12 protein-coding genes are annotated in these 13,497 nt (G+C 68.7%); 6 read left to right on the top strand and 6 right to left on the bottom strand.

From position 1 onward, the window contains the following. The first annotated feature begins 31 nt into the window (after nt 1-31). Nucleotides 32-934 (top strand): GntR family transcriptional regulator YhfZ, encoded by a 903-nt coding sequence (gene yhfZ / locus ACZ45O_RS06365; RefSeq protein ID WP_464856658.1) that lies wholly within the window; start codon nt 32-34, stop codon nt 932-934. A gap of 7 nt (nt 935-941) precedes the next feature. Here the strand turns inward: yhfZ and ACZ45O_RS06360 are convergent, their stop codons facing one another. Beyond that, the gene (locus ACZ45O_RS06360) at nt 942-1,472 is read right to left on the bottom strand and encodes a hypothetical protein (RefSeq protein ID WP_464856656.1); all 531 of its coding nucleotides are present in this window, start codon (nt 1,470-1,472) and stop codon (nt 942-944) included. 148 nt (nt 1,473-1,620) lie between these two features. Between ACZ45O_RS06360 and hflK the strand changes: the two genes are divergently transcribed. Both hflK and hflC read left to right on the top strand, forming a co-directional pair. Continuing rightward, complete coding sequence (gene hflK, locus ACZ45O_RS06355; RefSeq protein WP_464856654.1) at nt 1,621-2,541, top strand: FtsH protease activity modulator HflK; 921 nt, start codon at nt 1,621-1,623, stop codon at nt 2,539-2,541. Beyond that, entirely contained in the window at nt 2,538-3,452 is a 915-nt protein-coding gene (gene hflC / locus ACZ45O_RS06350) for a protease modulator HflC (RefSeq protein ID WP_464856652.1), read from the top strand. The genes hflK and hflC overlap by 4 nt, the downstream gene beginning before the upstream one ends. A 590-nt stretch (nt 3,453-4,042) precedes the next feature. Here the strand turns inward: hflC and ACZ45O_RS06345 are convergent. The 5 genes from ACZ45O_RS06345 to ACZ45O_RS06325 all read right to left on the bottom strand — a co-directional run bounded on the left by ACZ45O_RS06345 (nt 4,043) and on the right by ACZ45O_RS06325 (nt 9,792). Continuing rightward, entirely contained in the window at nt 4,043-4,486 is a 444-nt protein-coding gene (locus ACZ45O_RS06345; RefSeq protein WP_464856650.1) for a GNAT family N-acetyltransferase, read from the bottom strand. A 6-nt stretch (nt 4,487-4,492) separates the two neighbouring features. Then, nucleotides 4,493-7,021, bottom strand: coding sequence for a DNA translocase FtsK (locus ACZ45O_RS06340; protein ID WP_464856648.1), 2,529 nt, complete (start codon nt 7,019-7,021; stop codon nt 4,493-4,495). Nucleotides 7,022-7,150: 129 nt separating this feature from the next. Then, nucleotides 7,151-7,960: an ABC transporter permease gene (locus ACZ45O_RS06335; protein WP_464856646.1), complete on the bottom strand. Its 810-nt coding sequence runs from the start codon at nt 7,958-7,960 to the stop codon at nt 7,151-7,153. Continuing rightward, a complete protein-coding gene (locus ACZ45O_RS06330; protein ID WP_464856644.1) occupies nt 7,950-8,744 on the bottom strand; it encodes an ABC transporter ATP-binding protein in 795 nt (264 codons plus the stop codon). Before ACZ45O_RS06330 ends, ACZ45O_RS06335 begins: the two co-directional genes overlap by 11 nt. Before the next feature lie 16 nt (nt 8,745-8,760). Further along, nucleotides 8,761-9,792 carry an ABC transporter substrate-binding protein gene (locus ACZ45O_RS06325; protein ID WP_464856642.1) on the bottom strand — a complete coding sequence of 344 codons (1,032 nt, stop codon included), beginning with the start codon at nt 9,790-9,792 and terminating at the stop codon, nt 8,761-8,763. 231 nt (nt 9,793-10,023) lie between these two features. On the opposite strand from ACZ45O_RS06325, the gene ACZ45O_RS06320 reads away from it, so the two are divergent. The 3 genes from ACZ45O_RS06320 (at nt 10,024) to ACZ45O_RS06310 (ending at nt 13,260) form a co-directional block, all read left to right on the top strand. After that, the gene (locus ACZ45O_RS06320; protein WP_464856640.1) at nt 10,024-10,512 is read left to right on the top strand and encodes a PTS sugar transporter subunit IIA; all 489 of its coding nucleotides are present in this window, start codon (nt 10,024-10,026) and stop codon (nt 10,510-10,512) included. A 416-nt stretch (nt 10,513-10,928) separates the two neighbouring features. After that, nucleotides 10,929-11,867: a carbamate kinase gene (gene arcC / locus ACZ45O_RS06315; RefSeq protein WP_464856638.1), complete on the top strand. Its 939-nt coding sequence runs from the start codon at nt 10,929-10,931 to the stop codon at nt 11,865-11,867. Nucleotides 11,868-12,543: 676 nt separating this feature from the next. After that, the gene (locus ACZ45O_RS06310; protein ID WP_464856636.1) at nt 12,544-13,260 is read left to right on the top strand and encodes a CBS domain-containing protein; all 717 of its coding nucleotides are present in this window, start codon (nt 12,544-12,546) and stop codon (nt 13,258-13,260) included. Nucleotides 13,261-13,497 lie beyond the last annotated feature (237 nt).

Genomic DNA, 13,497 nt, shown 5'->3' with positions numbered 1-13,497 from the left:
CGTGTTATGCTATGTGAGGGGGGTGAGGCCCGTGCTGCACCGGTACGGATCTGTGGCTGTGGAGCTGGCGCGGCGGCTGGCGGCCCACCGCGTGGGAGACCGGCTCGCCTCGGTGGGCGAGCTGGCCGCCGAGTTCGGGACGGGCCGCGGCACGGTTCAGGCCGCCATGAAGCTGCTGACCGACGAGGGCGCGGTGGAACTGGAGCGGCGCGGCAGCCAGGGTTCGTACATCGTCCGGCTGGACTACCCGAAGCTGATGGCCCTCGGCGGGCTGGAGACGGTGATCGGCGTCATGCCCGTGGCCTACTCGCTCCACTTCGCCGGCCTGGCCACGGGGCTGACCCGCATCTTCGCCGGGGCCGGGGTGCCCCTGGTGCTGGCGCAGGTGCGGGGCGGCCGCAGCCGCATCCAGCTTCTGCGCTCGGGGCGCTGCGACTTCGCGATCGCCTCCCGCATGGCGTGGGAGGCCGAGGCGGAGGCCGGCGACCTGCAGATGGTGCTCTCCTTCGGACCCGGCTCCAGCGTGGGGGAGCACGTGCTCCTGGTGCGGGAGGAGGCCAATAGCATCGCCGACGGCATGCGGGTCGGTGTCGACCCCGCATCCCACGACCACATGCGGCTGGCCCTGGATGAGTGCCGGGGCAAGGCGGTGGAGATGGTGGAGATCTCCTACGCCCAGGCGATGTCCCTCTTGCTCAGCGGCCAGATCGACGCGACGGTGTGGGACGGCGGCGCCCCGCTGTTGGCCCCCGGTCTGAAGCGGCTGCCGCTGCGCAGCCGGACCAGCGAGGCGGCCGCCGACACCGAGGCGGTGCTGCTTACGCGGGCGCAGGACGCGTCGCTGGCGGCCATCCTCCGGGCCCGCATCCGGCCGGAGGCGGTGGTCGCCATCCAGCGCCGGGTGCTGGCGGGTGAGGAGCTGCCGTCGTTCTGACGCGGCCTCAGTGCACGTCGGGCTCGGGGGAAAGCGTGAGCCTGCGGTCATCCGCGGGGGCCGGCTTCTCCTGTGCCGCCTGGTCTGCTTCAGCGGCGGGGCCGGGCGCAGGCGGCTGCCGCCCGGCGCTGTGTGCGGCCTCCGCCTGCTTGATGGCCTGCTCCAGCAGCGCGATGTGCAGCGTCGTGTAAGCCTTCTGCCGGTGGTGGATGTAGAAGCCCAGCAGGACCAGGGTGCCGAAGAGCAGCCAGATGGTGAAGATCTGCCAGATGGGCAACTGGCTCAGCAGCTCCTGAAGCCGGGAGCTGACGATCAGTCCGAAAAAGGGAATGGCAGAGAGCGCAAGCGGGATGATCCCGATGCCGCTCTCCTCTTTTCTTGCCCAGGCCAGCATGAGGAGCCGCTCCTGCTGGGTGAGGCGGGCGTAGTAGTCCGCAATGGCCCTGACGTGGTCCAGCCGCTTTATCGGGCCCGGCGGCGGGTCGGGGTGCTCCCGCCTGATGGCCTGATAGAAGCGGTCTACGTCGCCGCGCAGCATCACCTGCACCTCCTCCGCCGTAGTATGCCCCCGGGGGCCGCGGCCTTTGGTTCCACTTTCCCTGAACCATTTGGGGTTCCCGACGCATCCTTTGTCTGGACGCTTTATTCCGCACTCGTTACTATGTGAACAAAGGAGGTCATAGCGCGTGCGAGTGATTCGGCGAACGCTGTTGGGGCTGCTGCTGGTTGCCCTCCTGGTCAACCTGGCCCTGACAACGTGGTTCCGGGTGGAGGAGCACGAGTCGGCCCTCGTGCTGACGATGGGGCGTGCCACCCGGCAGGTGGAGAAGGGCGTGCACACCAAGCTGCCCTGGCCGCTGGAGACGGCAGTGGTGCTGCCGACCAAGCAGACGCAGGAGCTGCAGTTCGGCTTCCGTGAGCAGGGCAACCAGGTTGTGCTGGTGGAGGACGAGGCCCTGATGATCACCGGCGACGAGAACCTGGTGTGGGCCGACCTGCTGGTGGAGTGGCGCATCCAGGACATCGAGCGGTACCTCTTCGGCGTCGACGACCCCGAGCGGCTGCTCCGCAACGCGACGGCTGCGGCCCTGCGCTCGGTGATGGGCACCACGGGCCTGGACTTTGCCATCACCACGGGCAAGTTCGAGATCCAGGAAGAGGTGGAGGAGCAGCTGGTCGAGCTGATGGACCGGTACGGCGCGGGAATCATGATCATCGACGTGAAGCTGCAGGACGTGGAGCCGCCGAAGGAGGTTGAGGCGGAGTTCAAGGCGGTCACCGACGCCCGGGAGGCCCAGCAGACCAAGATCAACGAGGCCGGCCGGTACGAGGCCGAGCGGATTCCTGCGGCCCGCGCCGAGGCCCGGCAGCTGCTGGAGCGGGCCGAGGCCCAGAAGCAGGCCCGCATCAACCAGGCCCTGGGCGACGTGGCCCAGTACAAGGCCATCTACGAGGCCTACAAGTCCAACCCGGACGTGACCCGGGAGCGCCTGCTGCTTGAGACCCTGGAGCAGATTCTGCCCGGGGCCGACATCGTGATCGTGGATTCGAGTGAGGGCACGGTCAAGTACCTGCCCATCGTGCCGGGAGGGGGTGGCAGCCAGTGAACCCGCAGCGTGAGCCCATCGAACTGAAGATCGACGTGAAGCCCGGCGAGGTGAAGCGGCTGCTGGCCTGGATCGTCGCCATCGCCCTCATCGCCGGCGCCCTGAGCCAGGTGATCTTCGTCCGGGAGGACCAGTACCTGGTGATCCGCTCGTGGACCGGCGTGGTGCAGTGGGTGGTGACCGAGGCGGGTCCCACGTACAAGATCCCGCTGCTGCAGTCGGCGCACACCCTGCCCAAGTACCGCATGGTGCACGACAGCAACCCGGCCGACGTGCTGACGTCTGACCAGAAGCCCATCATCGTGGACCACTACACCGTGTGGCAGATCACCGATCCGCTGCTGTTCGTGCAGAACACCCAGACGATCGCCCGGGCTGAGCAGCGCATCGACGCGGCGGTCTACTCCACCGTCCGCGGGGTGCTCGGCCGGCTGAGGTTCGGCGAGATCATCTCGGAGGGCGAGTCGGCCCGGGGGAACCTGAACACCGAGGTGACCCGGCTGGTCAACGAGTCCCTGGCCAACTACGGGATCACCGTACACGATGTGCGGCTGAAGCGGACCGACCTGCCCCCGCAGAACCTGGAGTCCGTGTACAACCGCATGAAGTCGGAGCGGTCGAAGATCGCCCAGGACTATCTCTCGCAGGGCGACGAGCAGGCGGCCATCATCCGGGCCCGCACCGACAAGGAGGCCACCCTGATCGTGTCAGAGGCGGCCCGCCAGGCGGCCGAGATCGAGGCTGAGGGCGAGCTGGAGGCCGCACGCATCTACAACGAGGCGTACGGCGCAGACCCGGAGTTCTACGCCTTCTACCGGACGCTTGAGTCCTACAAGACCACCCTGAACGGCAAGCCGACAATCGTCATCCCGATCGATTCGCCGTACGCCCGCCTCCTGATGGGCGAATAGTCTTAGATGTGAAGGGCGGTGCCAGCTGAGGCACCGCCCTATGCGCCCCATAGGAGGCTGTGCCGCTCGGGTGAGCTGGCACGACACAGCAAAACCCGAGGCTGCCAAAGGGCGGTGCAGTAGATGGGGCGGGTGCGGGGCGAAGGTCAGCGTCCTTACCCGGGGAGAGCAGCCCGCGACAAACGCAGAAGACCCCGCACGGGGCCTGCTCGCCGGAGGTAGCGGTGAAGCCGCAAGGGACGGCGAGAGGGCGGGGGCTAGCCGCCCCCTCCTACTCGATTCTGGGGTATCCCTCTTGTTCGGCTTGGCTGGTGGTGTGGCGGGGTGTCGCTTCTGTTCGCTTTGGCTGGTGCTACGCCAGTGCTCGTGCTCGTCCTCTCGCATGGGCCCTGGCATCAGCGCAAGCGAACACGGAGGATGGCGCGGGCCTCGACCCTGGCACCGGCCAAAGCGAATACGCGGGGGTGCAGGGGTATCGACTCCAGCACCAGCGAAGGCGAACACGAAGAATGGCCGGCGCATAGCCCCCCACACCCCCGCAAGCGAACACGGAGCACGGCGGCCCCAGAGGGTTCCGCCAGGTCGCTTGCTCAGTCCTCAGTGACCTTCTCCATGTTCACGTGGGGAATACCAGCATCCAGAAAGACTTCCGGCGATACGGTTCGGTACCCGAGTTTGTGGTAGAACGCCTCGGCTTGGGTCTGGGCGCCCAGTACGAATCGGCTGAAGCCCATGCTTCGGCCGATCTCCTCCAGCGCCTCGACCACGGCACGGCCGTAGCCTCTGCCTCTGGCCTCCCGCAGAACGGCGATGCGCTGCAGTTTGCCCGTCCCCTCACCGTAGGGGATGATGCGTCCCGTGGCCACGGGGCGGCCAGCCGCGTCCAGGGCGAGCACGTGAACAGCGGTCTGATCGAGGGCGTCCAGTTCCTCCTCGGGCGGGACGTTCTGCTCCTCGATGAAGACCTTGCGCCGGATGTCGAAGGCGGCTTCGAGCTGTGCGGGCGTGGTCACCCGCAGGGTGCGGATGGGCATCGGTTTTCACTGCTCCTCTCGCCGGCCGCCGAACAGCTCCTGCCAGGTGGCCATGGTGGCCAGCACCTCACGGGGCTTGGAGCCCTGGTGGGGGCCGATGAGCCCCATGGCTTCCAGCTCGTCGATCAGGCGGGCGGCCTTGGTGTAGTTGCACCGGAGGCGGCGCTGCAGCAGGGAGACCGAGGCGTGGCCGTGCTCGATGATGATGCGGGCGGCCTCGGGCAGGGCCTCGTCGACCGCGGAGGGAGCCGGCGGGGCATCCTGCGCGTTCTGTCCGCCGTTTCGACCGCGGCGGCCGCCGTTCTCCAGCGGCACCTCCTGCGCGGTGTACTCGGGACGGCCCTGGGCCTTCACGAACTGGACCAGTCTCTCCACCGACGCCTCGCTGATATACGCGCCCTGCGCCCGGACGGGCTTGGACAGGCCGGCGGGGTGATAGAGCATGTCGCCCCGGCCCAGGAGCCGCTCTGCGCCGGCTGTGTCCAGGATCACCCGCGAGTCGACCTGCGACGAGACGGCGAAGGCGATGCGGGAGGGGATGTTGGCCTTGATGAGGCCGGTAATCACGTCCACCCGGGGCGACTGGGTCGCGATGACCAGGTGGATGCCGCAGGCACGGGCCATCTGGGCCAGGCGGCAGATGGCGTCCTCCACGTCGGCCGGGGCCACCATCATCAGGTCGGCCAGTTCATCGATGAAGATGACGATGTAGGGCAGCGGCCTGCGGGGGTTGTCGGGATCGGTGCCGGGGTCGGCCGCGGCGAGACGGTTGTACTGCTCGATGCTGCGCACGCCCAGCGCGGCGAACAACTCGTAGCGGGCCTCCATCTCCTTCACCGCGCCCTTCAGGTACCCGGCCGCCCTGCGGACGTCGGTGATGACCGGCGCGGTCAGGTGGGGGATGCCGTTGTAGATGGAGAGCTCGACCATCTTGGGGTCGATCATGAGCATCTTGACCTCATCCGGCCTCGCCTTGTAGAGCAGCGAACAGATGAGGGTATTCATGCAGACGGACTTCCCGGACCCGGTGGCCCCTGCGATGAGCAGGTGGGGCATGCGGGCCAGGTCGCCCACCACGGGGCGGCCGGAGTTGTCCTTGCCCAGGGCCACCGTCAGCTTCGAGGTGCTGGCCAGGAACTCGGGCGACTGCAGGACCTCCCGCAGGGGCACGGGCAACCGCTCCTTGTTGGGCACCTCGATGCCCACGGCCGACTTGCCGGGGATGGGCGCCTCCACCCTCACATCCGTCGCCGCCAGGGCCAGCGCGATGTCGTCGGCCAGGGCGGTGAACTTGTTCACCCGCACCCCCGGCCCGGGCTGCAGCTCGTACCGGGTCACCGCGGGGCCGAAGGCGAAGTCGACCACCGTGGCCTCCACGCCGAAGCTGGCGAGGGTGCGCTCCAGGAGCGACGCCCGCTCCAGGATCTCGTTGTCGGAGAGGCCCCGTTCGGTCTCGGGCAGAGGAAGCAGGTCGAGAGAGGGGAGGTGGTAGGACGTATCCGGCGTGGCGCCGGGGTCTGGCCGCGGCTCCGGACCGGCCTCCGGTTCCAGCAGGCCGAGAGCCGCCCGCTCCGCCTCGGTGAGCCCAGGCAGCTGGAGCCGCGAGGGCGGAGCGGGTGCTGGCGCCTCCGGGGGCGCAGCAACCGCCTCCGGGGGTGCCGCATCCGCCTCAGGGGGCGCCGTGGCCGCCACCTCCTCGTCGGCTCCGGCGGCGGTTGCTGCGAGGGGCGCATCATCAGCCTGAGCGGCGGCCCCGTCGCCGGCGCCGGCAGCCGCCTCTCCGTTCGTGTCGGCGGTTGCCTCCAAGAGGGCGCCGCGGCTTGCCTCAGGGTGGACGCCGCCGGTAACCTCCCGGCGGACACTGTCGGATGCCTCCGGCTGGACGACGACGTCTGCTCCAGCATCGGCCGCCATCGCGATTTCGGTCCCGGCACCGCCCTCGGCATCACCCTCTGTCCGAACCCCCTCAACCGGCGAACCCGTTCCCGCCGCCCCGGGCTCGTCCTCCCTGACCGCACGCAGCCACCTGGCGCCGACGGTGTGCTCCATCCCCGCCACGATGGGCCGGGAGCCGGGCCGGCCGAACAGGGGCGGCGGAACCGGGGGCGGCATGCGGGAGGGCGCCGGCTCCGCGGCAGGCGGGTCCTGAGGCGGCGCCGGCTCCGGCATCGACTCCCGCCGGATAGGCTGTGGGGCCGGTTTGATCACCCGGGGAGGATGCGGGGGCCACACATCGGGAAGCGTGTTGTAGTCGGGGCGCACCGCGTTGGGGCGGTGTGAAAGGTACTCCGGAACAGACGCCGCGCGCTCACGCGGCGCCTCCGCCTCGGGATGGTGCGGCCCGGCGCTGCCCGGCCGGCGCGGCGCTGCCCACAGGTTGACGAGCAGGAGCAGGGCGACCCCTGCGCCGACGGCGGCCGTCGTCCACGGGCCTGCGCGGCCTGTCCACCAGAGCAGGAGCCACGTGGCGAGCCCGAGGCAGAGGATCAGCGCGGCCCTGCGCCCCATCTGTTGCGAACGGTTTCTGCGACTCAACGCGGACCCCCCAGTCCTCAACCAGAGAGCGGAGCCCGCATGGCTCCGCCCCCTGGACGCGTTCCGAATCCGCTGCTGTACCACGGTATATTCCACGGGTCTGCCAGACTCTCCTGCCAGCCGATCCCCTCAGCTGCGCACCGGCAGGTGCAGCAGACGGGAGACCAGCCGCTCCGCCCAGGTGACCGCGAGGTAGAGCAGGGCCGAGATGACGGCCAGGATGACCACGGAGGTCATCACCAGCTGCATCTGAAAGACCTGGCCGCCGTAGATGATCAGGTAGCCCAGGCCGGCGCGGGCGGAGAGGAACTCGCCGACGATCACGCCGACCAGCGTGAGGCCGATGTTCACCTTCAGGGCGGCCATCACGGTGGGCAGCGAGGCGGGGATGACCACCTTCCGCAGGATCTGCCCCCGGGTGGCGCCGAAGGTGCGCATTACCAGCACCTGGTTGGCCTCCACCTCGCTGAACCCGGCGTGCAGCATGACGATGGTGACGACCACCGAGATGGCCACGGCCATGCCGTACACCGACCACTGGTGACCCAGCCAGATGTAGAAGATGGGCCCCAGGGCGATCTTGGGCAGGGCGTTCAGCACCACCAGGTAGGGATCCAGCACCGCCGCCAGGGCGGGCCACCACCACAGGGCGACGGCGATCCCCATCCCCAGGGCCATGCCGATGGCGAAGCCGGCCAGGGTCTCCTGCAGCGTCACGCCCACGTGGACCCAGAGGGAGCCCGAGGCGGCCATGCTGACCAGGGTCTGCCAGACCGCGCTGGGCCGGCTGGTGAGCATCGGATTCACCCAGTAGCGGGCCGCCGCCACCTCCCAGAGGAGGAGGAAGGCGGCCAGCAGCGCGGCCTGGGCCGCGGCCACCGCCCAGCGGCGGCGCCGCTGCGCCCGCCGGTACCGGGCGAGGAGCGCCTCATCCGACATTGCGGTTCACCTCCCCCGGGGGGTCCAGCTCCGCCCAGATGCGGTGGAAGTACCCGCTGTACTCCGGGGCGCCGCGGGCCTTGAAGGGAATGGGCCGCTCGGGCCCGGCGAAGCGGATCTCATGTACGGACTTCACCCTTCCCGGCCGCCGGGACAGGACGATGACCCGGTCGGAGAGGGAGATCGCCTCAGAAATGTCATGCGTCACGAGCAGGACGGTCTTGTGCTCGGTCCTCAGGAGGCTCCACATCTCGTCGGCCAGCATCAGCTTGGTCTGGAAGTCCAGGGCGGAAAACGGCTCGTCGAGCAGCAGGATGTCGGGGTCGATGGCCAGGGTGCGCACCAGGGCCGCCCGCTGCCGCATGCCGCCGGAGAGCTGGCCGGGGTACGCATCGGCGAAGGCGGTGAGGCCGGTTTTCTGGAGCAGCCGGGCCACCCGGCCCCTGGCGCGGGCCATGTCCTGCCCCTGCACCTCGGGGCCGATCAGGCAGTTCTCGGTGACCGTCCGCCACTCGAACAGGTAGTCGCGCTGCAGCATGTAGCCCACCCGCTGCGACGGGCCGGTGACCGGGTCGCCGTCGAGGAGCACCCGGCCGGCGGTAGGCTGCAGGATCCCGGCGATGAGCGACAGGATGGTGGACTTGCCGGAGCCGCTGGGGCCGACGATGGAGACGAACTCCCCCGGGTAGACGGCGAGGCTGACGCCGGCCAGGGCCTGCGTCGCCCCCCGGGGGGTGAGGTAGGTCAGCGAGACCTCCTCCAGAGCGATGCGGGGACGGCCCATGTCTCCGATTCCTCCTCTACTTCACCTGCTTAACCGCCTCCTCGGCAAACTGGTTGGTCGCGATGGCGTCGAACGGGGCCCGCTGGTGCGGCTCCAGCACGCCGCCAGCGATCATAAGATCCTGGAGTTTGTCATAGTCGGCGGGGTTCATGACCGGCGTGGTCACCCAGCCGCCCTCGTCCCGGTACCGCCGGATGGAGGAGGCCAGAAGCTCCACGTCGGTGCCCTCGAAGAACTGCGCGACCTCCTGCGCCACGACCTCGGGGTCGGTCGCGAAGACGTACTTCTGCGCCCGGTAGATGGCGTTGGTGTACCGCTGAATGACGTCGGGGTGCTCCGCGATGAACTTGTCGGTGGCCACAAAGCCGGTGTAGGGCATCTCGCCGTAGTCGGCCCCGAGGTAAGAGACCAGGTAGGCGTGGCCCCCCTGCACCAGCTCGCTGACGGAAGGCTCGAAAACCTGTATGTAGTCCCCCTGCCCGCTGAGGAAAGCGCCCACCATGGCCGGCGCCGCCAGGTTGTCGATGTAGTCGAGGTCTGCTGCCGGATCCAGGCCGTGCTGCCGGATCAGGGCCTCGGCCACCAACTGGGGCATGGAACCCGGCCGCCAGCCGATGACGGACTTGCCCCTGAGGTCCTCCCAAGAGAAGTCGCCCTCCGGCTTTTCCCGGGCCAGCAGGAAGGAGCCGTCGCGGGCGGTGAGCTGGGCGAAGAGCTTCACCTTCACCGGCGAGTCCTGGTTGTAGACGAAGACGGTGGTCTCGGGCCCCACCATGGCGATGTCGGCCGTCCCGGCCAGCAGGGCGGCCACGCCCCGGTCGGAGCCCTGGGCGGTGGAGGCGACGACCTCCAGCCCCTCATCCTCGAAGAAGCCCTTGGCCTGCGCCACGTACTGCGGCAGATAGAAGATGGAGTGGATGACCTCGGTGAACCGAACCGTGAACTTTTCTTCCCCAGGCGCGGGCCGCCCGCTACAGGCAGCCAGGAGCGCTGCGGCCAGCACCGCCGCGATGCCCGCGCGGGCCATCCGGAATCTGCGGCTCTGCATCTGTCGTTCCTCCCCGTGTTCTCCGCCCAACCGCGGGGATGGGCGGGCGATTCCCCATCACGGTATGCAGGGGGGCGGTGATGGGTCCACGCGGCTGGACGCCGTACGCGGCGCGTGCGCAGTGAGCGGCCGGGTCGGAAAGACTAGGAGGGAGATGAGCGCCAGTTGCAGAAAGTGGGTGGCGGCAGGATTCTTCGCTGAACCGGCAGACGCAGGAGGAGGTTCGCAGTCGTGTTGGGCCTGTTGGGCAGAAAGAAGAAGCCGCTGACGGTGGCGGCGCCGCTGGCGGGAGAGGTGAAGCCCATCACCGAAACGCCGGACCCGGTCTTTGCGGAGAAGATGATGGGCGACGGATTCTGTGTCTTCCCCGCCGTCGCAGACGGAGTGACGGTGGTGAGCCCGGTGGCGGGCGAGGTGATCAACCTGTTTCCCACGGCGCACGCGGTCGGCATCCGCGCCGCTGACGGGCTGGAGGTGCTGGTGCACGTCGGCATCGACACGGTGAAGCTGCAGGGCCGGGGCTTCGAGGCGCTGGTGGCGCAGGGCGACAGGGTCGCGGCCGGCCAGCCGCTGCTGCGGGTGGACCTGGCGTCCATTCAGGGTGACGTGCCCTCCCTGGCGACGCCGGTGCTGCTGACGAACCTGGATGACAAGCGCAAGTGGCGCCTGGACAGGCAGGGCCCGGTGGAGGCTGGCGACCCGGTGGCGACGGTGGAGTAGCACGCAAGGGGCGCCGGATCTTCTGCTGGAGACCGGCGCTTCTCTGCTTCCGTCGCCAACCTGTTCATTTGTCGCCCGGGCAGGGGATGGGGTCGGGCCCCCCGGCGGTGGATGCGGCAACGAGTATCGCCGGCAGGGCACGAAGTGCAGCGGATACTTGTTGGTCGGGGGGGAAGTGGAAGTTCGCCGCAGTTGGACGGCGACGGGTGCCCTTTGGGATGGTTGGGGCGTGAAGAAGCCCGCCGCCGGACGAGGGCGTGCCAACGGGTGGCTGCATGGTGACGAAGCAGATGGGGACCCTCATCCCGATGGCGTCGTCATCTCTTCGTACCGGTTGCAGGAGCCAACCCTTTGGGTAGAGAAAATTTGGGAGGACTGATCGATCAACCGGCGTGAACACCAGAGGAGGGGTTCCCTTGTCCATCCGGATTGTCGCGGCGCTGGGCGGAAACGCCATCCTGCAGCCCGGCCAGCGCGGCACCTACGAAGAGCAGCGGCACAACGTTGACGTGACGGCGGCGCAGATCGCCGATCTGGTGGCAGCCGGGCATCAGCTGGTGCTGACCCACGGCAACGGACCGCAGGTGGGGAACCTGCTCCTGCAGGCCGAGGCGGCCAAGGAGACGGTTGCCCCCATGCCGCTGGACGTGCTGGGGGCCATGACCCAGGGCATGATCGGCTACATGCTTCAGCAGAGCATCGCCGGCGCGCTCGTCGCCCGGGGAATCCCCCGGCCGGTGGTCAGCGTCGTCACCCAGGTGGAGGTGGATCCGGCCGATCCGGCCTTCGCGGACCCGACCAAGCCCGTGGGCCCCTTCTACACGGCGGAGACCGCGCGGGAGCTGGCCGCCCGGGGCTGGGACATGCGGGAGGACGCCGGACGCGGGTGGCGGCGGGTCGTGCCCTCGCCCCGGCCGCTCCGGATCGTCGAGCAGGAGGTGGTCACCGGGCTGATCGGCGGGGGCGCCGTCGTGATCGCAGCCGGCGGCGGCGGCGTGCCTGTCAGGGCCGGGGAGGACGGCGCGCTGGCCGGCGTCGAGGCGGTGATCGACAAGGACCGTGCGGCCGCCGTACTGGCCCGGTCGGTGGAAGCCGACCTCCTGCTGATCCTGACCGACGTGCCGAACGTGAAGCTGAATTACGGGAAGCCGAACGAGGTCACCCTGCGTCAGGTATCCGTGGCTCAGTTGGAGGCCTACGCACAGATGGGCCACTTCGCCGCCGGCAGCATGGGGCCGAAGGTGGAGGCCTCACTGGAGTTCGTGAAAGCCACGGGGAAGCGTGCCGTCATCGCAGCCTTGAATCAGGCCGCGGCGGCCGTGGCCGGCGAGGCGGGAACGCAGGTAATCCCATAGCGCGCGTTGCATCTGCCCATCGTGCCTGACACCCGCCCTTCGTGGGCCACACCCGCCCAGCGTACGCAACACCCGTCCATCATGCACAGCACACGCCACCGCACATCGCACAAGTTCACCATGCACCCCGCCCGTCTCCGGTCGAGGAGGCGGGCGTTGCGTTCATGCCGTGAAACGGATGGTGCCCGTGCAACGTTTATAGATCGGCGCGGGTTTTGTGTATCGTCTGACAACGGATGGCGACTGTGAGTTATGAGCACGGGCGGGGCAGGTGCCTGATACGGTGGGGGGTGGGCACAGTGACAAGGTGGGTGATGCCTGCAGTACTGGTTGCCGTGCTGGTCACGGCGTATGTCGGTTACCGAACCGGGGGTTCGATGGCGCAGGGTGGCGAGGCGGAATCCACGGTCCCTTTGTTCCTCCAGGAAACCACGGAAGGGCCCGGGCGCTGGGTAGGCGTCGCGGTACCCTGGCGCTTCGGGCTCCGAAACGCTCAGGTGAGTGTCGAGAGCAAGTGGGAAGCAGCCGCGGTGAAGTTCCCGGTGAGGGATGAGAGCGAGTTCTTGGCCCAGGTCCGCGGGTACGCAGACCAGCAATAGCAGATGGTTCTCAGGAAGCCATTTCGGGTAGGAAATCCGTCAGAGCGTGCCGTACCTCTGTCATGAGGTGAGGCGCAGTGACGGCTGAAAGATTCATTAGGGCATACAACCAGATCGACGATCACCTGCGCGGGTTGCTGGACATCGACCGCTCCCGCTACGGCTTCGCCAGCGTGGTGGATCAGGCGGCCAAGCGGTACAGCGTGGTCCGGCGGTACGCGGACGACCTGAAGGAGTTCGGCGCACTGCGCAACGCCATCGTGCACGACAAGGAGTACCCGTCCCGCATCATCGCCGACCCCAGGCCCGAGGTGGTCGAGGCGATCGAACGGCTGGCGGCCGTCATCCTCGACCCGCCGAGGGTCTACCCGCTGTTTCGGCGGGAGGTGCGGCGGCTGTCGTGGGACGATTCCATCGCAAAGCCGCTCCGGTGGATCCGCGAGTACCACTACACGCAGTATCCCGTCTTCCGGGACCGCCGCTTCGCCGGGCTGCTCACCTCCCGCTGCGTGGCCCAATGGCTGGCCGATTCCGTGCACAACGGCGGCGTCGACTTTGACGGTGTCACGGTGGGCGACGTGCTGCGGCACGACGATTACGAAGGGCGGCGCGTCGCCTTTGTTGCCCGGGAGGCCACCTGGTACGACGCCGTCGAGTTCTTCTCCCCGGCGAAGGGGAAGCGCCGGGCGTCGCTGGAGGCCATTCTCATCACCGAGAGCGGCCGGGAGGATGAGGAGCTGCTGGGCATCATCACCCCGAGGGATCTGCTCAACCCGCCTGCCGGGCTTGCGTAGCGCATCGGTGGAGTCAGAAATCCGCGCAGCCCCGTCGCCACAGGAGCGGCGGGGCTGCGCTTCGTTGTGATACAACCAATCGCCCCGTCAAAGGAGGCAATATTGGCGAAACTCCGACGCAGCGAGCACGTCATAAGGTTGTGGGGATCGGTACAAAGGCGGCGCCCACAACGCCTATGCGACGGGCGACACGGATGCCCTCGTCCCGCTCCTCGGGCCTGGGTACCCGGCTACTAC

It is taken from the genome of Symbiobacterium turbinis, from assembly GCF_055383075.1.
The sequence above is the reverse complement of the archived record's forward strand: the minus strand, read 5'-3'. Positions and strand labels throughout refer to the sequence as shown.